The sequence below is a fragment of the Acinetobacter sp. YH01018 genome (assembly GCF_013420295.1).
Lineage (GTDB): Bacteria > Pseudomonadota > Gammaproteobacteria > Pseudomonadales > Moraxellaceae > Acinetobacter.
The window spans coordinates 1-23,537 of sequence record NZ_VOYL01000048.1 but is presented as its reverse complement, the minus strand read 5'-3'; the positions used below and the strand labels follow the sequence as shown (position 1 = coordinate 23,537).

The following is a 23,537-nucleotide window of genomic DNA, read 5'->3' as shown; positions in this document are numbered from 1 at the left end:
AACATTTTGGCGGTAGGACATACCGTTTTGTCTGTGGAGGGTGGATGCGGTAAAGGTCGCCCTGTGAAGCAGAAAGCAAGTGAAATCCGTGAGGAAGTCACCTAAGAGCTTTTGCTTTTAGAATCCCTGAGAAACGAGTTTCGCAAGGAGCTAGTCGAAAGTGGAGGGAGTATGTCAAGAATGAGACACCCAGCAGACGAGTAATCTACAAAATATCTTGTCATGCAAAGACTGCCCGGTCTCGTCCCTGCTGCTTTCCTGAATACATCGCCTGGTCCGCTCTTGCAATGGCTTTTTCCATGGTTTCATCAGGCTCGACGTGGATAATACCGACCGTGGCGGTGATATAGATCACTTCACCACTTTTTAGTCGGGTCGGATTGCTATGCAGTGACTGAAAAATTCTGTCGATAATCTCATGCAGGGAATCGGCATTGTCCACTTCTAGAAAGATTAGAAATTCCTCGCCACCAAAGCGAAAAATGTTGTCCGTGTCTCGAAGAGAATCACGCAGTATCTGCGCTGTATGGGCAAGAACTTCATCGCCTGCCTGATGTCCATATTGATCATTGACTGCTTTAAAATGATCCAAATCCAGTAAACCGACCGCCATTATTTTCTGGTTTTTTTCAGTACTCTGACGCAAGCTACTGAACTGATTCTCCATTCCATATCTTAAAGCCAAACCGGTTAAAGGATCATACTGCAATGCTTGGGTAATCAAATGGGTTCTAAAATAAATCAGTAGCTCCAGTAGATCATTCTGACTTTTTTGATATTGACTGACTAAAGCGGCCTCTACGCACTGATTGTCTCTGAGCTTGGAAAATATATTATGCAAATGATGATGCACCAGATAATGCACCTGCTCCAGTTCCCGAGTCTTGTCAGGATTGATTTTTTCAAATTTAGCGTGATTTGATTGAAACCATTTGCCAAAATGACACAATAAATGACTCTCTTTCTCGGAAAATTGTGGCTCGGCGGGTGTTTTTAAAACGAGATATTGAAATACTTTTTGTGCCCAAGTGATATGTAGCCGAATGCCCTCATCGATCTCGATCAGTGCTGCATTTTGAGAGTTTTTAGTGTGATGTAATTGATCCATAGAAAGAGTATCTCAAATAAGCGTATTGAATAGGTCGAACAACAGGTCATTTACAGCATTTAAAACTTCATCTCTGCCAGCATCCAGATAAACTATTGATCTAACTTTTATTTTACTTGATTTGTGGTCTTTTATTAAGTTGAATTTAAGATAAGAGCGATGTGGAAAAGTATAAATCCGAGCTGAATAAATGGACTTAGCCCGCCGATAGCAGAAAATACAGAGCCATTTGGGGCTCTCTTTCATCATGCGGTATGATGAATGATTTTTAAGCCCCTCTTTCTTAAAAGCAAAGGTTAGAATCGCGCGATACTAACATTCGGGACAGCTTTGCTCTTCACATTCTGTTCACGACTCTTTATCTAGAGTAAATACATAAATTTAAGACGGACAGTGATAATGAAACATGTTAAGAAAATAATAGCAGCAGCCTTGTCCTTACCGCTGCTATCTTTGGCCGGATGTCAAAGTATTCCCAGTTATTCAAACGATTATGCAAAATCCAGAAGCGCTGTTCAGGGGGTAGCCCTGGATGAGGCCAAAGCGCTGGATATTGGCACCCGCTTTACCTCAGCATTTAATACTTTGGGCACATCGGCTTTTGTAGAACGAGCTGGCTCGCTGTATGCCGATCCGCTGTTTATTAACGATACCCTGTCGCAGTTTTCATCCCGGCAAAATCTAGTCCAGCATTTTCAGGGCATGAACAAACGGGTCAGTAAGGTCAGTGTCAAGCTGTTAAACACCTCTTATCATCAAGATTCTGCCTATGTGCACTGGCATATGGCCTATGATTTTAAAATGTTCGGCACGACCCGCAGTATGGACTCTTTTGGCATCAGTGAAATCAAGGTTAACGAGGACAATAAGATTATTTTCCAGCAGGATTTCTGGGACCCGGCCAATGGCCTGTACCGTTCCTTGCCTTATGTCGGAGGAGCCTATTCATGGCTACTGCCTTTCAAAAAATCGCAATAGGCATGACGCTGCTGCTCGGAAGTTTTAGTTCATGGGCGCAGGCGCAAAGCTTGAATCAATGTGGCAATGGCCTGCTGATGGTGGGCCAAAAACAGGTCGGTATGGCCAGTTATTTTGCCCAAAACTGTAACCAGCCCTGGAAAGAGCAGACGATCCAGATGGACTTTTCCTATACCCAGAATATTCCCGAATGGGCATTTAAGCGTGCAGCCATACATCTGCTCAAGCGTAATGTCAAAGACCCCAACATCCAGGCCATTTTCAATCCGATCAGCGATTTGTATCGTCCGGTCAGATCAGGTGATCTGTACCGCTTGAAATACAGCCATGCCACGCAAACCCTGAGTTTATCCCTCAACCGGAAAAATTTAGGGCAGCTGCAGCATCCGCTGGCCCAGCAATATTTTAATATATGGCTTGGTCCCCAGCCATTTAGTGCTAAATTAAAACAGCAATTATTAAATTAGTATCCGTGACTATGTCCAAACATTTTATCCTCATGGTTGAAGACCATTATGAACTGGCCTCTACCTTATGCGAGTTTCTGGAAGAACATGATTTTGTGGTGGATCATGCCCGCAATCTGAATGCTGCGCGCCAGCTACTGAAACAGCAACGCTATCATATCTTGCTATTAGATATTAACTTGCCGGACGGTTCCGGTTATGAACTGTGCGAATGGCTGCGTCATGAAGAAGGTTTGGACCTGCCAGTGCTGATGCTCACTGCTCGTGATACCTTAGACGATAAACTCAAAGGCTTTAATTCCGGTACGGATGATTACTTGGTCAAGCCGTTTGACTTTAACGAGTTGGTGGTGCGAGTCAAAGCCCTGATCAAGCGTTCGCTGGGTGAAGTCTCTAGTAGCCGTCTGCAAATTCACGATCTTATCCTAGATCCGGCCAGACAGCAGCTGACCCGGGCTGGGCAGACCATTGAACTGCCTCCGATTCAGTTTAAACTGCTTAAACTGCTGATGCGCCATTCACCTAAAGTGCTGACCAAACAGGAAATCATGATGGAACTCTGGGGCGATGAAGAACCAGAAAGTGATGCTTTACGCAGTCATATTTATAATCTGCGTAAGATGGTCGACAAGCCTTTTGAGCAGAAGCTGATTCATACTATATCTGGTGTCGGTTTAAAAATCGCTTTAGACGCTTAAGCTTTTCAAGCGGAAACCTCGTTTAAATACACCACCACAATCAGTCCGGTAGTCATCGCCAGATCAACATCCTGATGGGTGCTAAGATAATACTGCCGGTCAAACAGCTCCACCCGCCAGCCCAACTGCTTGCACAGCTTCTGTACCAGTTGCAGGCCAATGCCATGTCCTTTGATTTCCAGTTGCAGCTGCTGTCCAGACAGCTCCTGGACTTTGGCATTATTCGGCAAAGGAATCCCGACCCCATTATCGGCAATCAGTACTTTATTTTTTTGCAGAATCACATCAATTTCTGTGCCTTGCGAATAGTTCAGCGCATTACGCAGAATATTGCCAAACACCATTTTGGTCATCGATGGATAAAGTTTACGCGGCTGCTCATCGAGGTCTTTTTGCAGGTCAATCTGCATGCCTTTGTTATGGCTAACGCTGTCCAGATCCTGCACCAGATTGTCCAGTAACTGGGACAGCATGCTCGGTTCTGCACTTAAAGTATTGGTGGTATTGCGGGCGATAGCCAGCAAAGTATCGACCAGCAGTTGCATGTCTTCAATGGTATTGTGCAGGCGAGTAAAGGACTTGTTGTCGCCATAGCGTGCCTGACACAGCTGCACATTGCCCTTTAAAATGGTCAGTGGCGTGCGCAGCTCATGGCTGACATCACCGGTAAACTCGCGTTCACGCTGAATAAACTCGCTTAACACCTGATGATATTTTTCTAATGCCTGCTTGAGATATTCCGCTTCCAGATTGGAGTCGGTACGGATGTCCTGAAACGGCGAAGCCTGATTTTTCTGGTGTTCCCAGTCAATATGCTCCAGCGCATTGGCCAGGCGGGTAATCGGGGAAAAATAGCGCCGCGCACGGCGATTCCACCACCACAGCACGCTATACAGCACAAACAGGCTGACCATTAGCGGTGCTAGGCCAAACAGCCAGACCAGCTTGTTGACGTTGCTTTCACCAAACACCAGCAGCACATGCTGTCCGTCTTTTTCACCATAAACGGTCATGCGCTCCTTGCCATCGACAAAATGCCGGTTCACCCCTTGCTCAAGCTGCATGTGGCGAAATTGGACCGGCGGCACATCGTTCCAGCGGTAACCATACAGGTTTTTGGTGTCGGGCAGTTCAGCAGCTGGATTACGTTCCAGCCGCTGCCAGTAGTGTGACATTTCCTGTTCCAGCGCAGTTCTGAGCAAGGAACCCTTGATTACCCAGGCACTACAGGCAATCCCGATCACCACAGACAGGGCAATGAATCCGATTTGCAGCCAGTAGTAGCGGTTAAACACCTCACCCAAAGGATGATCGCGTTTGTCCCTAAACAGCCTTAACATTGGTCTATTCCCCGCTGGCCCATCCGATTCATCGTTCAATTATATGACTTTTTTCTTAAACAGAAAGTGGCCGATCACCCATTCACGACCATGGTCATAACCAAATAGTTCGGCACAGGCCATAAAGAAAATTCGCCAGCGCTGCCACCAGATTGCAGCATCTGCACCATAGGTCTGTTCAAACAGGGGCTGTAGCTCGACCTGCTTTTGGTCCATATTCTCCAGCCAGGCATTTGCGGTGCGTTCATATTGGGTGCCTGCCCATTGCCAGTGCTGTTCCAGCTGCAAATGCTGCTGGAAATGTAGGAAGGTTGAGGCTGCAGGCATCAGACCGCCACTAAAGAAATATTTTGACATCCAGTCAAATTCATTTTTCACTTCAAACGGATAATGCAGGAAACGGTGACAGAAAATATGGCACCACAGCAAGCCATCTGCTTTCAGCCAGGTGCTAATATTTTCAAACAGTTTTTGGTAATTACGTACATGTTCAAACATTTCCACCGAAACCACACGGTCGAAAGAAGCGGCTTCCAGTTGCAGTACATTGACGTCGCAGGTAATCACGGTCAGGTTATCCAGTTTTTTCAGATTGGCCTGTTCTTGAATGTACTGGCGCTGGGTCGAGGAGTTCGACACCACAGTAATGCGAGCCTTGGGATAATGTTCCGCCATGTACAAACTGAAAGAACCCCAGCCACAGCCTATTTCCAGAATATCCTGTCCATCCTGCAACTGTGCACGCTGGCAATAGCTGGCCAGTGCCGCTTCTTCCGCCTGATCCAGTGTGGTATGTGCGTGTTCAAACAGGCTGGCGCTGTATTTCAGACGTTTGCCCAGTACTGCCTGGAAAAATGCGGTGGGCAGTTCATAGTGCTGCTCATTGGCTTTGTCGGTCTCGATGGCAATCTCGCTGTTTTTTAGCATATGCAGCACATCCATATAGCGCTGTGCCGCCAGTGCCGGGTCGAAGCGTCCTTCCTGTGCCAGGCGTTTTTTGCTTAAAGTACGAATGCCGGTCCGAATCACCGGATCGGGCAGTTTGCCACTTTCGATCAGTTTTAAAGATTGTTGAATCATAAAGTCCATGTATTTACCTACTCTTTGGGTGGCCACGGAATAAACATTGAAGTTCGTCGTTGATAGTCTTTATAGTTGTCGCCGCGATGTGTCAGCGCCTGTTGTTCACTAAAGGGAATACCGGTGATGTAGTACAGAAACAGCCACATCAACAGTGGATACAGCCATAATTCATAAACACCTGCCGCCAGACCGAGGATTGGATAGGCAAACCAGTGCAGCCATTCAAAGAAATAGTTTGGATGGCGTGAATATCTCCATAAGCCTTGGTCCAGGGTTTTGCCTTGGTTTTGTGGATTCAGTTTGAAACGGTAGAGTTGCTGGTCGGCCGTGCTTTCCCCTATCAGGGCCAGCAGCATGATCATGCCTGCCACAAATACCGTAGCCTGTGTCCAGTCATTCCACTGCTGGATTGGAATGCTCAGTAGCTCAAGCATCGGATAGGAAAACAGCACCACCAGACCGGCCTGAAACATAAAAAAGGTCAGAAAACCGAGATGCTGATAATCGCCCATGGCCCGGCGCATATTGGCATAACGGGTATCTTCTGCAGTTTCATTGGCATAACGGCGCAGTAGATGCCAGGTCAGGCGTAAAAACCAGATGCCGCTAAACACGCCCAGAAAAACCCGAACCAGCAGCGGTGCAGTTTCCATGACCCAGGCCGAGATAATGACGTTGAGTGCAATACCAAAGCTCCAGGCCACATCGACCAGTCCGGCACGCTGGTTATAGATCACCAGCAGCCAGCTACAGAACATGATAAAGACATTCAGCACCAGTAAATTCAGCAGCATGTCAGCCCTCCTGTTTTATCTCGGCTTAATAAGCACTGGCTTCGAACAGCAGATGCACATCACTGATCACGCCTTCGCGGAAGCCACCTTCGCAATAACACAGATAAAAATCCCACATGCGGATAAAGCGCTCATCAAAGCCGAGTTGCAGCACCTGATCACGCTGCTCCAGAAAACGCTGACGCCAGCAGTTTAGGGTTTGGGCATAGCTCTGACCGATATCTTCCAGATGCTTGAGACGCAGTTTTTGTTCGGAAGCGGCTTGGGTCATGACACTAATACAGGGAATAAAACTGCCCGGGAAAATATAGCGCTTGATATAGTCCACGGTATTCAGGGCTTTGGCATAGCGTGCATCTTCAATGGTAATGGCCTGAATCAGGGCCAAACCGTTCGGTTTTAGCAATTCACGGCATTTACGGAAATAGGTCGGCAAATACTGCTCACCTACTGCCTCGATCATTTCAATCGACACCAGCTTGTCGTATTTGCCTTCCAGTAGACGGTAATCTTTCAGCTGGACAGTGACGCGATGTGATAGTCCGGCTGCAGCGACCCGGGCCACGGCTTCATCATACTGTGCCTTGGAAATGGTGATGGTGGTGACTTTACAGCCATACTGCTGCGCGGCATAAATGGCAAAACCGCCCCAGCCACTGCCAATTTCGACTAAATGATCCATCGGTTTCAGCTTGAGTTTCTGGCAGATCAGCTCTTTTTTATAATCCGAAGCCTGTTCCAGACTCATACCCGGCTCTTTAAATACCGCACTGGAATACATCATGCTGCTATCCAGGAACAGCTTGAAAAAGTCATTGCTCAGGTCGTAATGCTCGGCAATATTTTTGCGGCTGCCATCAATCGAATTCTTGCGCGATTTGTACCAAGCCTTTAACAGCAACTGGCTGGCCTTGGCCACTGCATTCTGATTCATCCGGTCCAGTACATCGCGGTTACGTGCCAAAATGCGGATCACATCCACCAGATCTTCACTGCTCCAGTAACCGCGGATAAAACCTTCTGCCGCACCAAGCACACCATTACGGAACAACAGTTCCATCAGACGGGTATCATGCACCTGAATCACGGCCTGCAGATCACTGTTTTCGCCGACTGTCCCGTTCCAGACGCCTTTAAAAATCAGCTGACCATGCCGCAATTTCAGCAAATGACGCAATATCACTGGCAGTGTGCTTTGCTCTCCCATTAACAGTGTTTTCATCGCAATGTGTTTCCTTTTTCTTTTTTAGGATGTCGGTAAAACGGAATTTTCTTTTTCCATAAACGGAAGGCATGCAGATAAATTCCGCTGACCATCCTGAAGGGTTCAAGAACTTTCAACACAGCATAGCGATACTGCTGTGAAGGAACCGTGATGGCCTGCAGAGAAAATTTCAGGGTGGCATCAAATTGCAGCACGCCCTGCTGAAACAGCTGCATATGAATCACGTTCTGCTGATCAGAGAAGCTGAAGCGCCAGCGGTAATCCAGTACCATCGGCATGAACGGTGATACATGAAAGGCCTTTTTAAAATCAAACTGGTGACTCTGGTACGGCGCATATTCAGTTGCATTGTGCCGGCAGTCATGGATATAGACCTGACGTTCATTCCACGGTGTATTGGTAATTTCACTCAGTACAAAGAGCAATTGGTCGGTGGCATCAAAGACCAGATAAAACACCACAGAATTAAAGCGAAAGCCGAGTGTGCGTGGCAAGGCCAGAACCCGGATAGACGCGGCATGCGGTAATAGGTAGTTTTCCCGCTTGATCAGCAGGCGTGCGACCTTCTGCCGAATCGAACCACATTCCATGGTCAGAAAATCCCGCTCATCCAGGGTCAGGAAATTCCAGTGTCTGGAAGACCAGAGCCAGGATTTTTGGGTAAAGCTTGAGAGTTGATCCGGATCAAACCAGAGATAGGTCAGTTGGCTCTCAAAAGCATGGGCTTTGGGCAGGTAACGGCGATGCCGGATTTCGGCAGCGGCGATCGCCAGTGGATACATCTGCATCATGCGCTCCTAGCTGCCTGCTCGGTCTGCTGCAATAGCTGATCGACTACCCATGAAGCGCTACGTGCCCCATCCTCATGAAAGCCCCAGCCCCAGTAAGCGCCACAGTAGGAGGTGCGGTTCTGAGTATTGACCTCGGCCCAGCGTTGTTGTGCTTCAATCGCCGGGGCATCAAACACCGGATGACGGTAATGCCGTTCTACCCAGACTTTTTTAGGATCCAGGGCAAAATTAGGATTCAGGGTGGCAAAGACCTGGGTTTTGTATTGCAGGTTTTGCAGCTGGTTCATCCAGTAACTGAAACCATAGTGCATACCACTGTGCTGGAATGGGGTCTGTTCGGTGGCCTGACTCGGGGTCACATGCACATGCCAGCTGGCCCATTGGCGACGGGATTTGGGCATGATGCGGGTATCGGAATGCACCACCATGCGGTTATCCTGATAGCGGAACTTGCTCAGTACGTCCAGCTCCTGCGCGGACGGGTCTTTCAGTAACTTCAGGCTGTCGTCAGCATGGCTGGCAAATACGACCCAGTCAAAACGTTCGCTGCCCTGTGTTGTTTCAACCAGCACATCATTGGCACTCCGCGAGACATGTAGAACGCCGGTCTTGCGGAAGATAATATTGGCCTGGGACTGAATCGCACGAACGTAGCGAGCCGATCCACCCTTGACTGTGAGCCATAACGGCCGGTCTTTCAGTTGTAACATGCGATGATGCTGGAAAAAGCTCACCACAAACTTATAGGGAATTTGTCCGGCTTGCTCCACCGGACAGGACCACAGCGCCCCGCACATCGGGTAGAGATGCTCCTGACGGAAGGCTTGGGAATAGCCATGCTGATTCAGATACTCATCAATACTGAGTTGTGCATCGACTTGTTCCACATCCAGATCTTTATTGGCGGCATAGAAACGGAACAGATCCGACAACATCGCGCGAAAATCTGCATTCAGAAAATTTTGTGGGCGGAAAAGCAGGGAGAATTTTTTTGAAGGATTGTACTGTAAGCCGCTGACCTGATTATTCACGGAAAAGCCCATGTCACTGCTTTGCGATTGAATCCCGAGTTCTTTCAGCATCGCGCAAAACAGCGGATAGTTATGCTCGTTAAACACAATAAAGCCACTGTCCACCGCGACCTGTTCACCGTCTATATTGAGCTGATGGGTATCGGTATGACCGCCGAAGTAGTTATTCTTTTCAAAGACCGTGACCTCATGCACTTTGCTGAGTTTCCAGGCAGCATACAGACCGGAAATACCTGAACCAATAATTGCAATTTTCATGGTGATTCCTTCGATTGAATTTTGTGAGTGCCTGTCGTAGCGGCTTTTTTCTGTTTTCTGGCCTGAGCAATTTTACTGACTTGATAGACCCTTGCCGGAATGGGTTTGATTCCCCAGACCAGTCCGAGCCAGGACATGAGTTTCAGCAGATAATAGGTGATATCAATCTGCCACCAGTAAAAGCCTTGCCGAGTACTGCCAGCATAGTAGTGATGGTTGTTATGCCAGCCTTCGCCCAAGGTAATAATGGACAGGAATAAGTTGTTGCGGCTTTGATCTTCAGTGTCAAAATCCCGGCTGCCGTAATGATGCGCCAGTGAATTGATACACAAGGTGGCATGGATCAGTAACACGGTAGAGATGACAAAGCCCCAGACCAGCAATTGCAGGCCTGACGTACCGAGTTGCGGCCAGGTGATGGCTAGCCATTCCCCAAATGCATAAATTCCGCCTGCGGTCAGCAGCACCACAATTAAACTGAAGCGATCCAGCCAGATCAGTTCCGGATATTTCAGCCAGTCCTTAATGACTTCTTTACGCGTGGCAAAATTATATTCATTTAAAAACCAGCCGACGTGGCTGTACCAAAAACCATGCGTCGAGGAATGCGGATCTTGCAAGGTATCGGTATAGTGGTGGTGATAACGGTGATGCGCCGCCCACCATAGCGGACCACGCTGTGCACTCATGGTGCCAATCAGAACAAACAGGAACTGCACTAGACGCGAGGTCTGAAAAGTTTTGTGTGACAGATAGCGATGGAAAAAAGCGGTGATGGAAAACATGCGGATCAGGTAGAACAGCAGCATAAATCCCAGCGCAAACCAAGACACTCCCACCCAGAACACGGCGAGACAGGCCAGATGTAATAGAATAAAGGGTAAAATCCTCAGCCACTGAATCTTACTGTTTTCAGTTGTCAGTGTTTTGGGCTGTGTGGGTGTAGACCAGCTGTCTATCCATCGCATCAGACTTTTCAACATGGACTCATCCTACTTTCAAGCGATTGTCTTTATTCTATTTGATGAGTGTAATCAGTCAGATATGAATTTTATGTGAAGTAAATAAAAAAAAGCCGAACTGTGTAGAGAGCGTGGTCAGTTCGGCAAAAGGGTAACAGATTAATGCGGCAATTTGATCAGTTTTGTCACGTCATAACCATAATGTTTTGCAGTTTCCAGATAGGATTGATAAGTGGCTTCATCCAGTTGCGGTTCACGCGACAAGATCCACAGGTATTTGTTACTTGGCCCACCTACCAGTGCCACTTTATATTCTGGGTCTACTCGTAATACCCAGTAATGACCTTTGCTAAATGGCATCCATCTTAAAGCTTGAGGCAAAAAGCTGACCTTCAGTTTGCTGTTGCCCTTATTTTGCGGATAGGCAATACCTTCAGAGCTGATCATCTCACCATTGGCAATCCGGCAACTATTCAAAACACGCATGGTTTGATCGGTATTAACGCTATATTGTGCAGAGATATTCGAGACACATTTACGCTGAAAATACATCGGTAAATGCGCAATTTCATACCACTTGCCTGCATACTGCTCGATATCTACCTGATCGACTGCCTGAGGTGCAACAGTTTCTGCTCGAGTCGTTGTACTTAAGATGATGATGGCAAGTGCTGTCGCTGCAAAAACAGATTTAAATAGCATCTTCATTTTTTAGCCTTGTTGTATTCTAGGCTTAAGATAACCTAGGTGGGTGTGAACAAAGCGTGAAGACAAAATGGTGAAATTCAGTATTAGTGATTGAATAATTTAAGCTGGATTAATCTTATTGTCCGTACAATAACTCTATCAAATGGAGCGTAAAACTGTAAGCATTCGCTGAGCCCCACTTTTTTATCTGCTCAACATCACGATACTGTCCACGTAAAATGAACTGGACAGCTATTTATGGATTTAAGGACAGTCAGATAAGGTATATACTTTACAACAACAGCTAGACTCACCTAGGAGCAGGCAAATGCCTATCAAATTTGTAATCCGATTCACTAGTATTTTAGTTTCATTATTAATTTTGGCTGCTCTTGTCAACCAGTTTTTATTTTCAAGTCAAGTAACAATTGACGTATGGATCCTTTCATTCCCCATTATTGTGGGTGTTCCAATTTTTGCATCTATTATCTCTGCAACAGATAATGAATTAAATCAATCCCACTAATTAGTGTATTTACATGAATTGATAAAGTAGTGATCTAATCGCTGAAAAATTCATTATAAATTATAAGATGTAATGCCAGTCAGTTAAGAAATTGACTGGCATTTTCTTGGATATTTCTGTGGTTTGATCATAAACGTCCGCAGCATCCTCTGTTACAAGAGGTTTTATCATTTAGTAATAAAAAACCATTTATCATCATATTGATTTACTTCAATTTTTTATATTTAAAATTGAAATGCTAAATTTTAATTCTGTATAAGAGTTTTTTGAGTTCAAACTCTTGGATCTACCATACTATTTTACGCTGCAGGTATTTACAGATTTCCTTTCTTCAACTGAATTAATAAAATTTCCAATCAGGAATTCACTTTGTCTTAAGGAGTCACGATGGTCGCCTTCTTTCAAAGGATAAAACGCAATAGGTTTTCCTACCTGGCAGATTTGTTGATAGTAGGCATAAGTACCGCGTGAATCCACTAACTGATCTTTCTCACCCTGAACAACCATAACTGGCACAGTGGGTATCATATTCTCAATAGACTGCTTCTTTAAATAATTGGTCAAAGGGGCTAGATTTACATTCGGTTTAAAGACAGTTTTAGGGGCTTGCTTCAGATCAGATTGTAATTCTGATAAACAGCGACCGCGTGCCAGATTAAGAATTTCCCCCATTTCTGGGCTAACTAAATTCGCTGGAGCAAGATTAGGATCTGCAGCTTCCGCCCCGAGAAGAACGATTGGAAAAAATGCTGCAACACTGGTGTCGATTTGAGAGTGAGTTGCCACATATTCCGCAATTCCTTCATATTGATAACCGCCTGGAGCAAGGGCAATTGCCCCACGTAAATTAAGTTCAGGTGCGTCTTTTGTCCATATGCCGCAACAGCAAGAGATGCAGCACCTCCTTGGCTATGCCCCATGACATACCAATTTTTATTAAATTTATAAGGCTTTAAATAGTGAGTTGCCCTTACAGCATACACTACAGTATGCAATTGACTTTGAGCATTCATATAGGGATGTCCACTGGGTGTACCTAAACCCTGATAGTCTGGTGCGGATCTAAATATTTTTGATACCAAACTCGTAAAGTTTCAGGAGTGCAACCAATTTTAGGCACAATCGCAGCCCAATTCGATGGATAATCTTTTTCAAATTCAATCAATAATTGAACCGCTCTATCTCTGATTTCAGGGGTATATTTAGGTTTTTTCATCGGATCACTACGCTTCGCTACGTCTTGCGAAGCAATGCGTCTCATCTCAGAAAGTTTGGTCTCCGACAAACCCGGTACGGTTCATCATTGAGATTTTTACGTACCACACCATGGGCACGTGAAAAAGTAGAAAGCTTATATTTGTATGTCTTACGCCAAAAAGCCAAACAGAAATCGTAGCTTTCAAAACCCCAACCTCAGCCTAATATTTTATACTAAACAGTAAACTAAACTTATTGAATAGCCAATGATTTTGTAGACACCTTTTAATTGGTGGTGGGCTGCCACCACTCTCCTGGCAAAATTTAGTCTATATCCCTATGGTTTATTTAAAAACTTATTTTCTATCTTTACTAGGCTCTATGATCAAAATCATACTGGCACTCAACACTGTAAATTTGAGAATGAATCTGTACGTACAGACTCATTCTCTATCGATAAAGATATTAGAAATAGCTACATAGAGTTTATTTCTAGCTTATTCAAATTAGTCGTTCAAATTAGGCTTTACTACGGATGAACAATAATTTTTACAGCAGACTCATTATTATGAATCAGCGTTTCAAAGCCTTTAGAAACAAGATCATCTAATGCAATACGTTGGGTAATAAAAGGTTCTAGATTAATCTTACCTTGCTCGACTAAACGGATGGTTTCCTGATGGTCATTGACATAAGCAATCGTTCCACGAATATCGAGCTCTTTCATGACCACACTATGCACATTAATTGTGGCAGGATGGCTCCAAATCGAAACGATAACGACCACACCAGTTGGTTTCATCGCCGCCACCAGTGTATCCATGACTTTATTAACACTACTACATTCAAAAGCGACATCAACACCACGGTCTTCCGTAATTTTCATCACTTCAGCGACCACATCAACCTTAGATGGATCTAGCACATAATCTGCAACACCCGCTTCTATCGCTTTTTCTTTACGCTTTGCACTCAATTCAGTAATGATGACCGTGAGACCTTTAGCCTTTAAAATGGCTGATAAAAGTAAACCTATAGGGCCTGCTCCACCAACCAGTGCTATATCGCCAGCTTTTGCACCACTTCTGACATAGGCATGATGACCGACAGATAAAGGTTCTATCAATGCGGCCTGATCTAAGGGAATATCATTTGAAATAGGATGTACCCAACGTCGTTGAACTGCAATTTTTTCAGAAAGACCGCCGCCACGTCCGCCTAAACCAATAAAGTTCATATTTTTTGATAAATGATACTTATCATTCGGGCCAGTCGGGACATCATCCGCAATAATATAGGGTTCAACTACGACATGTTGTCCAATTTGGATATCGTCTACACCCTCACCAACTGCATAAACTACGCCTGAAAATTCATGTCCCATTGTTACAGGTGCAGATTCTCCCGAAATTGGATGTGGATGACCACAAGGTGGAATAAAAATAGGGCCTTCCATGAATTCATGTAAATCTGTACCGCAAATACCGCACCATGCAACTTGAATTCCAACTGTGCCTGGAAGTACTTTCGGTTCAGGGATATCTTCAATTCGAATATCCCCTCGATCATAAAAACGAGCTGCTTTCATTGTGTATTCCTCATGTTGATATTAACGGTAAACCATTCCACCATCTGTCAAAATAGACTGACCTGTAATATAGTTTGCATCCTCGCTGGCTAAAAATGCAACTAATGCAGCCACGTCATCTGGTGTTTCAGCACGTCCTAAAGCAATACCATCTACATATTTTTTATACGTTTGACCAATTGGTGCACCTGTAATTTCAGAGAACCGCTGATCTATTTCGACCCACATGTCTGTACCAACAACACCCGGACAATAACTATTTACAGTAATTTCAACACTGGCATATTCTTTAGCCGCAGCTTGCGTCAATGCACGAACTGCAAATTTAGTTGCCGAATAAACACCGAGTAAAGCAAAGCCTTCATGACCTGCTATTGAGCATGCATTAATAATTTTTCCAGCCTGTTGGCGTTGTTTAAATTTATTTGCTGCGGCTTGAATCCCCCAAAGTACACCACCGACATTGATGTTTATAATTTGGTTAAATTCACTCGGCGTTACTTCTGCCAAAGCTTTGACTTGTGCAATACCTGCATTATTAATCATGATATCAAAACCATTAAGTGTCGATTCTGCATGATTAATAGCGTCACTGATTTGTATTGGATCTGAAATATCCGCAATAAATGTGGTGGCTTTTACGCCAAAGGCTTCAACCTCTTGTTGAACAGTATTTAACTTTTCTTGGTGAAGATCGACCAATCCAATATGAACACCTTCTTGTGCTAAACGTAAGGCAATACCGCGTCCAATACCTTGTGCCGCACCCGTAATTAATGCAACTTTATTGTTTAAACCTCTAGGCATGTTGCGACTCCTTAAATATGGATTGCACGTTGCATCGCCGACAAGACCGACTCATGCATCGCCTCAGACAAAGTAGGATGAGGGAAAATGACCTGCGCTAAGCTTTCATCTGTAGCTTCTAGGTATTTCGCGATGGCAAACCCTTGAATGTGTTCGGTGACTTCATGTCCAACCATGTGAGCACCCAACAATTCACCTGTTTCCTGACTAAAAATGGTTTTAACAAATCCTGCGCTATCGCCCAAAGCCAATGCTTTACCATTCGCTTGTAAAGGAAACTTACCCACATTGATATTCAAGCCCGCAGCTTTCGCTTTCTGTTCTGTCAAACCAATACTGGCCACTTGCGGATGGGTAAAGATACAGCCCGGAATTTGTGTACGATCTAAAGCATGTACATGACTTAGGCCTGCAATTTTCTCCACACAAAGAATGGCTTCATGACTGGCTTTGTGTGCCAAACACGGTGCGCCTGCGACATCACCAATTGCATAAATGCCCACTACATTGGTTTTACACCATGAGTCGACTTTAATAAAACCATTCTCAAATTCAATTCCCAAAGCTTCTAGGCCAAGATTTTCAGCATTCGGTTTCACGCCAATAGCTGAAAGCACCTTTTCAACAGTAATTATTTGCACACCTGTGGCAGTTTCAATATGACAATGTACTTGAGCCTGATCAGTTTCTATTTTTTTTACAGTCGCTTCGGTTAAAACCTGCATACCCTGCTGTTCAAATTGCTTTTGTACATACTTCGCAACTTCAATGTCTTCGCTAGGGAGAATCTGCTTTGCAATATCAACCAAGGTGACTTGGCAGCCTAAGTCTTGGTATAGGCTTGCAAACTCACTGCCTATAGCACCCGAACCAATGACCAGTAAAGATTTTGGTAATTGGTCTGGAACTAAAGCCTCTTTATAACTCCAGACCTGATGGCCATCTACAGGAATATGAGGCAAATTGGCCGCACGTGCACCTGTTGCGACAATAATATGCAGTGCAGAAATCTGCTGTTTTTGACCATTCGCATCTGTAAGCTCTAAATGCTCTTTGGCAATAAATTGGGCTGCAGCATTAAAAACAGTGATTTGATTCTTTTTCAATAATTGACCGATACCTTGTACCAGTTGCTCAGAAACCTGTCTGCTATGATGGACCAGTTTTTGAATGTCAAAATCAACCGCGTTAAGAGTAAAGCCAAACTGCTCTGCATGTTTGAACTGCTGCGCAAGCGCAGCCCCGCTCAATAATGCCTTGGTTGGAATGCATCCCCAATTAAGACACACTCCGCCTAAGTGTTGTTTTTCAACAATTGCTGTTTTTAATCCCAGTTGCGCTGCGCGAATCGCAGCGACATATCCTCCAGGACCAGCACCAATAACCACAAGATCAAATTGTGTATCTGACATGGCTATTCCTCCTACACCAAAATTAATGCAGGGTTTTCGACAAACTGCTTCAATGCCGATAAGAATTGAGCACCCAACGCACCATCAATGACACGATGATCACAAGACAATGTTGCAGTCACCATTTCACGAACAACAATCTCATCATTTTCGATGACAGCACGTTTCTCTGCTGCACCTAAGGCCAGAATTGCACCTTGAGGTGGGTTAATAATGGCATCAAACTGTTGAATACCCAGCATTCCCAAATTGGAAATACTGAAACTGCCACCTTGAAACTCATCAGGTGCTAGTTTTCCAGTTTTGGCACGTGTCGCCAGATCGCGCATATCATTGGAAATTTGCGCCAAAGATTTACGGTTCGCTGATTTAATAATTGGCGTGATCAGTCCATTTTCGATGGCCACAGCAACCGAAATATCAGCCTGTTCAAACTGTAAAATCTGCTGATTCTCTTCATCAAACTGAACATTAACTTGTGGAACTTTAATCAGTGCAGCAGCAGCAGCTTTAATCAGCATATCGTTAATGGACAGTTTGACTTGCGGTACAGTACTGTTAATTTGCTGACGCAAAACCTGAACCGACTCAACATTTAAGTCTATCGTTAAGCGAAAATGTGGTGCATTGCGTTTTGCCGCTTGTAGCCGTGCAGCGATTGCTTTACGCATACCATTCATAGCTACGGTGGTGAATTTTGCAGACTCTGTTGGATGCGCATACTCAGTATGTTGAGCTTGTACAGGATTTTCCCGTTGATATACAGCTTCAACATCTTCCTTACAGACTCGTCCACGTGAACCTGATGCGCGACAATCATGCAAATTAATGCCCCATTGTTTTGCCAAACGGCGGGCAACAGGTGTCGCTAGAACATAACTGTCATCTGCTTTAGATTTCGCGGCTTTCGTGCTGGCTTGATGACGTACATCTGGCCAAGAACCACCAGCAGCTTGAACTGCGGCCTGAATATCTTGAACACTGATACGGCCTTCACGTCCAGAACCCGTAATCTGAGCCAAGTTTACATTATGCTTTTCAGCCAATTTCAAGGCATGTGGCGTTGCAAAAATATCATCGCTTTGTTGGTAGCCTTGTAACGCAGCAGGAATAGAATATCCGCCCTGAGTCACCGCTTTTGATCCATTACCAACACTGTTCTGTTTAGGAGCAGCTTGTACTTTGGTTTCAACTTGAGCTACAGCTACTTTTTCAGGAACCGCTGCTACCGCTTTATTTTCTGTTACAGCAGGTGTTCCACCTAAGGACTGTGCAAATGCTTCAACTTCTGTATCTGAAACTTGAGCGTCTGCACAAATTGCAATAACTCCACCTACAACCAGAGTGTCACCATCTTTAGCAATAATTTTGCGTAGCAAGCCATCAAAAGGTGCTTCAAGAACATTGACGATTTTTGTGGTTTCAATTTCACAAATTTCCTGTCCTTTACTAAATTGCGTACCTTCCTCAATCAGCCATTGGGCAATCGTACCCTCTTCCATGGACAAACCCCATTTTGGGATTTCTAAAGTTTTAATTTCGCTCATCCTAAGCCTCCAACGTCTTGCGTACAGCCTGTTCGATGCGTTCTACACTTGGTAGCCATTCTTTTTCTAATACTGGTGAAAATGGTACGGGTGAGTGTGGTGGAGTGACTAACTCGATTGGTGCTTTAAGATAATGAAAGCCTTTCTGTGCAATGAGTGCAGCCACATCATGTCCGAAACCGCAACGCGCCGCAGATTCATCTACAATCACTACGCGACCTGTTGAAGCCACGGACTCTAAAATTCCATCTTCGTCTAATGGAGAAATGGTTCGAGGGTCAACCACTTCAACCGAAATGCCTTCTTTTGCGAGCTTGTCAGCAACTTCATTGGCACGATGCACCATCAGGCTTAAGGCAATAATGGTAATATCTGTGCCTTCACGGGTGTAATTTGCGACACCAAAAGGAATAGTGTAGGCCTCATCTGGCACTTCGCCCTTAATGTCATATAACAACTTGTGTTCACAAAATACGACAGGATCGTCATCGCGGATTGCCTGAATTAACAGTCCTTTCACATCATAGGCACTCGAAGGCACCACCACTTTTAAGCCTGGCACTGAGGCAAACACGTTATATGGTGATTGAGAATGCTGTGCTGCAGCGGAAAACCCTGCACCAATCATGCCGCGTACAACGAGTGGTGCTTTGGCTTTCCCTCCAAACATATAGCGGAATTTCGCCGCTTGGTTATAAAGCATGTCATAACACACGCCATAAAAATCCATAAACATTAAATCTGCTACCGGTCTTAAACCTGTAGCAGCAGCACCTGCCGCCATACCGATAATCGCCGATTCAGTAATTGGCGTATCAATGACTCGTTCAGAGCCAAATTCAGTCCATAGGCCTTTGGTTACGCCAAGTACTCCGCCAAAACCTTCCAGCTTATTGTCATCGGTATTTTTACCGCCATGTCCACCACGAACATCTTCACCAACCACAATAACACTTGGGTCTCGGCGCATTTCTAATTCAATTGCTTCTTTAATTGCGTTTCGATAACTTTTATTTGGCATTTTTCTACTATTCCTTTAGTAAGAGACGTAAACATCAGTAAGTAACTGAGAGACTTCTGGGTACTTAGCTGCGCGTGCTTTTGCAACGGCATCGTCTACATTGGCTTTAGACTGGGCATCAATCGCATCCAGTTTGGCTTCGTCAATTTTGCCTTTGACTTTTTCACGGAATATTTTCAATGGGTCTTTATGTTCTTTGACATAATCCAGTTCCTCTTTAGAACGGATAAGCCCCGGATCACCTTCAAAATGTCCATAAAAACGGTTGGTTACTGTTTCAATCACACTTGGACCTTCGCCACGGCGGGCACGTTCAATGGCTTTTTGTGCAACTTCATACACAGCAAAAAAGTCTGTTCCATCTACTTTTTCAGCAGGTAAGCCAAAACCTGCTGCTCGACCTGCAATGTCTTTACTGCCTACTGCATAATCATGTGCAGTACCTTCACCAAAACCGTTATTTTCAAAAACAAAAATGACAGGAAGCTTTAACACCACAGCCATATTCATGGCTTCAAAAGTTAAGCCCTGATTTGACCCACCATCACCAGTAAATGACAGACCAATACCACTATTCTTGAGTGTTTTGGCACTTAAAGCAGCACCAATCGCTAAAGGTGGGCCACCGCCCACAATACCGTTTGCACCAAGCATGCCTTTATCTAAGTCTGCAATGTGCATTGAGCCACCTTTACCACGACACAAACCATCATCTTTGCCAAAAATTTCTAGCATCATGGCGTGAATGTCACAGCCCTTAGCAATACAATGTCCGTGACCACGATGTGTTGATGTAATGAAGTCCTTGTCTGTTAAATTTTCACAAATCCCTACGGCAACAGCTTCCTCACCGCTATAGAGATGGATGAAACCAGGGATATCACCTGTATTGTTTTCATCGTGAAGTCGATCCTCAAATTCACGAATGTCGCGCATTCTTTTGTATGCTGCTAGCAATTGCTCTTCCGTTAATTGCATATATTTGTTCCTTATTCACTACGCTTAAAAGAAAACCCAAAATTGAATAATTGGATTTTTAAATCGTATATTTATATAAGAATATTTTTATTTAATTTCATATTAGACTAAAAAAATATAATGCATAAAAAGATAAGATAAATATTAAAAACAGAAGGTTATGAAATTAAAAATTTTTTTAAAATTTTACAATAGTTCAATCACATACAAAAACAAACCTTTAACCAACCTTTGTTTTATATGATAAGTTTTTTGCCCTGTTTTAATATTATTAATGCAGTTAAAGCAGCTTATTTAATATCAGGGTCTATATTAATTATTTTAAACGACGGAGTGTTTGAAATGGATTTAAATAACACAGTATTAACAGGAAAGAAGTTACGTGGCGCTGAAAAAATGGCGCGTATTCCAATTAAAGTTGTTCCAACGGAAACGACACCGAAAAAGCCAGAATGGATTCGGACTAAAATTAGTCAACCTGAGGAAGTCCAAATCATTAAGGATTTATTAAGGCAACAAAAACTACATACGGTTTGCGAAGAAGCAGCTTGTCCTAACTTGCCGCAATGTTTCGGCAGTGGAACAGCAACATTTATGATTATGGGAGATATCTGTACTCGACGCTGTCCATTCTGTGATGTCGCTCATGGTCGTCCTCATGTTTTAGATATTAATGAGCCAAAGCATTTGGCTGAAACAGTCAAGAATTTAAACTTAAAGTATGTTGTGATTACTTCGGTTGATCGAGACGACTTAAAAGATGGTGGCGCACAGCATTTTGCCGATTGCATTCGAGAAATTCGTGAGATTAGCCCAAATACTTTGATTGAAATTTTGGTTCCTGATTTTCGTGGTCGTGCAGATATTGCCCTGAAGATTCTGAGCCAAAACCCACCCGATGTTTTTAATCATAATATTGAAACCGTTCCACGTCTGTATAAAGCCATGCGACCAGGCTCTAACTACCAGCATTCATTGGATTTGCTCAAAAAATTTAAACACTACTGTCCTGACATCCCAACCAAATGTGGTTTGATGGTCGGTTTAGGTGAAGTTGAGGCTGAGGTTATTGTGTTATTGAATGATTTGAAAGATTACCACGTTGACTATGTCACTATCGGTCAATACTTACAGCCATCTAAGTCTCATGCGCCAATTCATCGTTTTGTTACGTTGCAAGAGTTTAAGCACTATCAAACACATGGAGAGCGCTTAGCGTTTAAAAATATTTGGAGTGCGCCATTGGTACGATCAAGTTATTTTGCCGATCGTCAGTATCATGGTGAGGCTGTGCCTAACCCTTACATGAGCGAATGAATTTTTATCCTATTTACGTTTATTAACATTTCAGATGGAAATAGTCATTTTCAGCTCATACGAACACTTTTAAAGTAACTCAAGGACTGGTAAAGCCAAAAGATATGATTTAACCAAGCAAAGATAAAAGCATTTAAAATCGAAGCAAGAAGAAATGACGTAAATGACTATAAATTTGGAAGCTCATTTCTAAAGTTTAAAAATATTACAGTCTCATCATAAAGGAATATGATATGAACCTGTTCAATACACCACCTGCAAAAAAGCTGCAAACAACCCATTTAATTAATCAAACTACTGTGCATGCTGCCCCTGTTTTAGCATTGCCTCAAGAAGATCAAACGTCTTTATTCCGCCGCTCTATTCAACATAATTATGCTGACTTACTCAAAATAGCGGATGATTCAGATATGGCGATTGGTCTTACAGATCATCACGGGACTCTCTTATGGACATGGAGTAGTTCAGCCATGCTTTCTTCTGCTGAACAGGTACATTTTATTGAGGGCGGACATTGGTCTACACAGGCAGTTGGAACCAATGCGATTGGTATGACCTTGAACAGCCAAATTTCAAGTTGCGTCTATTCTCATGAAAACCAAATGGACAGTGTTCGTGATTGGGTTTGTTATGCCGCACCGATCTGGGATCCAGCATCAGGTCAATTTCATGGCATTATTAACCTTTCCACAAAATATAAAAAACATACGCCTTTAGGGCTGCTTGCAGTTGAACGCTGTGCAGATTTAATACAACGCGCCATAAAACTTGAACAGCAAAATTTTTTATACATTAAGGCACTAGGCTCGCCTTGGGTTCAATTTAATGGGCATACATTGAACTTGACTCACCGTCAAATTGAAATACTATGCATTTTAGCTTTGTATCCCCATGGCATTTGTTTAGAAGAGTTACACTATGCCCTTTATGGTGAGCGTAGTGTCAGCCTAAAAACCCTAAAGGCTGAGCTTTCACAACTTCGTAGCTTATTACCCCATTCAATTGAGGCTCGCATTTATAGGCTTAGCTGTGAAGTTCAATGTGATTTTTTACGTGCTGAACAATCATTAAATGCAAATCTTATATCCAGTACATTCTCGCTATATAAAGGTAGCTTTTTATCTAAATCAGAAAGCCCATTACTCAGCACATGGAGACATTGTTTTGATGCCCGTTTAAGCCAGTTGATCTATCAAATAAAGGATATCGATCAATTATTACGAATTATTGGGCAAACACATGATCGAATTGATGCAATACAACGCTTATTAGAACTCTTACCACAAGATAGCGCCCACCGTAATTATTTTTCAAACCTAATTTAAATATTATTTTTGGCTTCAACTCTAAAGTTTTATTGTGTAGAAGATTGAAAAGGAAGTATGACTTTCATACTTCCTTTAATAAAATTTAAAATTGAGAACTAACTACAGTGAAGTCTAGTAATTCACTTACCTAGCTTTGACACCCAGTTTGTCGCTGGATGGTGTACCCATGCCATTACTACAGCTTTGCCGTTGTCAACGGCATTCTAAAATTGCCCCAGAGGTGGATCAGGAAATTTGAACAACACCTATAAGTGATATTTTGCTCCCCAAATGATGTTATAAACATCAATATATGGAGTATTTTATGGCACGTAGACCAAGAAGAAATCATTCAAATGATTTTAAAGCTAAGGTAGCACTTGCTGCGATTAAAGCAGAAAAAACACTTGCTGAA

At 43.7% G+C, this 23,537-nt stretch carries 22 protein-coding genes and 2 pseudogenes; 7 read left to right on the top strand and 17 right to left on the bottom strand.

Annotated elements, in window-relative coordinates; genetic code table 11:
* Positions 1 to 220: 220 nt before the first annotated feature.
* Positions 221 to 1,108, bottom strand: a complete 888-nt coding sequence (locus FTT83_RS13330) for a diguanylate cyclase (protein ID WP_180044164.1) — start codon at positions 1,106 to 1,108, stop codon at positions 221 to 223.
* A gap of 399 nt (positions 1,109 to 1,507) precedes the next feature.
* On the opposite strand from FTT83_RS13330, the gene FTT83_RS13325 reads away from it, so the two are divergent.
* Genes FTT83_RS13325 through FTT83_RS13315 form a run of 3 tightly spaced genes read left to right on the top strand, consistent with a single transcriptional unit; the run spans position 1,508 to position 3,251 of the window.
* On the top strand, positions 1,508 to 2,086 hold the full coding sequence (locus FTT83_RS13325) for a nuclear transport factor 2 family protein (protein WP_180044166.1): 579 nt from the start codon (positions 1,508 to 1,510) through the stop codon (positions 2,084 to 2,086).
* Entirely contained in the window at positions 2,056 to 2,553 is a 498-nt protein-coding gene (locus tag FTT83_RS13320) for a chalcone isomerase family protein (protein WP_180044168.1), read from the top strand. Before FTT83_RS13325 ends, FTT83_RS13320 begins: the two co-directional genes overlap by 31 nt.
* Before the next feature lie 11 nt (positions 2,554 to 2,564).
* The gene (locus FTT83_RS13315; RefSeq protein WP_166171898.1) at positions 2,565 to 3,251 is read left to right on the top strand and encodes a response regulator transcription factor; all 687 of its coding nucleotides are present in this window, start codon (positions 2,565 to 2,567) and stop codon (positions 3,249 to 3,251) included.
* Between the two features lie 5 nt (positions 3,252 to 3,256).
* Here the strand turns inward: FTT83_RS13315 and FTT83_RS13310 are convergent, their stop codons facing one another.
* The 8 genes from FTT83_RS13310 to FTT83_RS13275 all read right to left on the bottom strand — a co-directional run bounded on the left by FTT83_RS13310 (position 3,257) and on the right by FTT83_RS13275 (position 11,443).
* Entirely contained in the window at positions 3,257 to 4,591 is a 1,335-nt protein-coding gene (locus tag FTT83_RS13310) for a HAMP domain-containing sensor histidine kinase (RefSeq protein ID WP_086197544.1), read from the bottom strand.
* 39 nt (positions 4,592 to 4,630) lie between these two features.
* Entirely contained in the window at positions 4,631 to 5,680 is a 1,050-nt protein-coding gene (locus FTT83_RS13305) for a cyclopropane-fatty-acyl-phospholipid synthase family protein (RefSeq protein ID WP_086197545.1), read from the bottom strand.
* Between the two features lie 8 nt (positions 5,681 to 5,688).
* Positions 5,689 to 6,468, bottom strand: a complete 780-nt coding sequence (locus FTT83_RS13300; RefSeq protein ID WP_180176732.1) for a DUF1295 domain-containing protein — start codon at positions 6,466 to 6,468, stop codon at positions 5,689 to 5,691.
* Positions 6,469 to 6,493: 25 nt separating this feature from the next.
* The gene (locus tag FTT83_RS13295) at positions 6,494 to 7,690 is read right to left on the bottom strand and encodes a cyclopropane-fatty-acyl-phospholipid synthase family protein (protein WP_086197547.1); all 1,197 of its coding nucleotides are present in this window, start codon (positions 7,688 to 7,690) and stop codon (positions 6,494 to 6,496) included.
* On the bottom strand, positions 7,687 to 8,481 hold the full coding sequence (locus FTT83_RS13290; RefSeq protein WP_111885228.1) for a DUF1365 domain-containing protein: 795 nt from the start codon (positions 8,479 to 8,481) through the stop codon (positions 7,687 to 7,689). Before FTT83_RS13290 ends, FTT83_RS13295 begins: the two co-directional genes overlap by 4 nt.
* Complete coding sequence (locus FTT83_RS13285; RefSeq protein WP_180176733.1) at positions 8,481 to 9,773, bottom strand: NAD(P)/FAD-dependent oxidoreductase; 1,293 nt, start codon at positions 9,771 to 9,773, stop codon at positions 8,481 to 8,483. The genes FTT83_RS13290 and FTT83_RS13285 overlap by 1 nt, the downstream gene beginning before the upstream one ends.
* Positions 9,770 to 10,756 (bottom strand): acyl-CoA desaturase, encoded by a 987-nt coding sequence (locus FTT83_RS13280; protein WP_180176734.1) that lies wholly within the window; start codon positions 10,754 to 10,756, stop codon positions 9,770 to 9,772. The genes FTT83_RS13285 and FTT83_RS13280 overlap by 4 nt, the downstream gene beginning before the upstream one ends.
* Positions 10,757 to 10,894: 138 nt before the next feature.
* Complete coding sequence (locus FTT83_RS13275; RefSeq protein WP_180176735.1) at positions 10,895 to 11,443, bottom strand: lipocalin family protein; 549 nt, start codon at positions 11,441 to 11,443, stop codon at positions 10,895 to 10,897.
* A 307-nt stretch (positions 11,444 to 11,750) separates the two neighbouring features.
* Between FTT83_RS13275 and FTT83_RS13270 the strand changes: the two genes are divergently transcribed.
* Positions 11,751 to 11,948, top strand: a complete 198-nt coding sequence (locus tag FTT83_RS13270; RefSeq protein WP_180044177.1) for a hypothetical protein — start codon at positions 11,751 to 11,753, stop codon at positions 11,946 to 11,948.
* Between the two features lie 294 nt (positions 11,949 to 12,242).
* Here FTT83_RS13270 and FTT83_RS13265 read toward each other — a convergent pair.
* Positions 12,243 to 13,006 (bottom strand): annotated as a pseudogene (locus FTT83_RS13265) (lipase family protein); the annotation flags it as partial.
* A pseudogene (locus FTT83_RS13260) lies at positions 12,988 to 13,164 on the bottom strand (IS3 family transposase); the annotation flags it as partial. The pseudogenes FTT83_RS13260 and FTT83_RS13265, both read right to left, overlap by 19 nt.
* A gap of 24 nt (positions 13,165 to 13,188) precedes the next feature.
* On the opposite strand from FTT83_RS13260, the gene FTT83_RS16340 reads away from it, so the two are divergent.
* The gene (locus tag FTT83_RS16340) at positions 13,189 to 13,344 is read left to right on the top strand and encodes a VF530 family protein (protein ID WP_257234909.1); all 156 of its coding nucleotides are present in this window, start codon (positions 13,189 to 13,191) and stop codon (positions 13,342 to 13,344) included.
* 330 nt (positions 13,345 to 13,674) lie between these two features.
* Here FTT83_RS16340 and FTT83_RS13250 read toward each other — a convergent pair whose 3' ends face one another.
* The 6 genes from FTT83_RS13250 to FTT83_RS13225 are packed head-to-tail and all read right to left on the bottom strand — an operon-like array spanning position 13,675 to position 20,498.
* Positions 13,675 to 14,733 carry a 2,3-butanediol dehydrogenase gene (locus FTT83_RS13250; RefSeq protein WP_004281883.1) on the bottom strand — a complete coding sequence of 353 codons (1,059 nt, stop codon included), beginning with the start codon at positions 14,731 to 14,733 and terminating at the stop codon, positions 13,675 to 13,677.
* 21 nt (positions 14,734 to 14,754) lie between these two features.
* Positions 14,755 to 15,540 (bottom strand): acetoin reductase, encoded by a 786-nt coding sequence (locus FTT83_RS13245; protein ID WP_087012899.1) that lies wholly within the window; start codon positions 15,538 to 15,540, stop codon positions 14,755 to 14,757.
* 11 nt (positions 15,541 to 15,551) lie between these two features.
* Complete coding sequence (gene lpdA / locus FTT83_RS13240) at positions 15,552 to 16,952, bottom strand: dihydrolipoyl dehydrogenase (protein WP_078426699.1); 1,401 nt, start codon at positions 16,950 to 16,952, stop codon at positions 15,552 to 15,554.
* An 11-nt stretch (positions 16,953 to 16,963) separates the two neighbouring features.
* Positions 16,964 to 18,499, bottom strand: a complete 1,536-nt coding sequence (locus FTT83_RS13235; protein ID WP_180176736.1) for a 2-oxo acid dehydrogenase subunit E2 — start codon at positions 18,497 to 18,499, stop codon at positions 16,964 to 16,966.
* Between the two features lies 1 nt (position 18,500).
* Positions 18,501 to 19,520, bottom strand: coding sequence for an alpha-ketoacid dehydrogenase subunit beta (locus FTT83_RS13230; protein ID WP_004979604.1), 1,020 nt, complete (start codon positions 19,518 to 19,520; stop codon positions 18,501 to 18,503).
* A gap of 15 nt (positions 19,521 to 19,535) precedes the next feature.
* On the bottom strand, positions 19,536 to 20,498 hold the full coding sequence (locus FTT83_RS13225) for a thiamine pyrophosphate-dependent dehydrogenase E1 component subunit alpha (RefSeq protein ID WP_180160264.1): 963 nt from the start codon (positions 20,496 to 20,498) through the stop codon (positions 19,536 to 19,538).
* Positions 20,499 to 20,840: 342 nt separating this feature from the next.
* Here FTT83_RS13225 and lipA point away from each other — a divergent pair, with 342 nt between their 5' ends.
* A complete protein-coding gene (gene lipA, locus FTT83_RS13220) occupies positions 20,841 to 21,815 on the top strand; it encodes a lipoyl synthase (RefSeq protein ID WP_131273761.1) in 975 nt (324 codons plus the stop codon).
* 233 nt (positions 21,816 to 22,048) lie between these two features.
* The gene (locus tag FTT83_RS13215; protein WP_131273762.1) at positions 22,049 to 23,140 is read left to right on the top strand and encodes a helix-turn-helix domain-containing protein; all 1,092 of its coding nucleotides are present in this window, start codon (positions 22,049 to 22,051) and stop codon (positions 23,138 to 23,140) included.
* Positions 23,141 to 23,537: the final 397 nt, after the last annotated feature.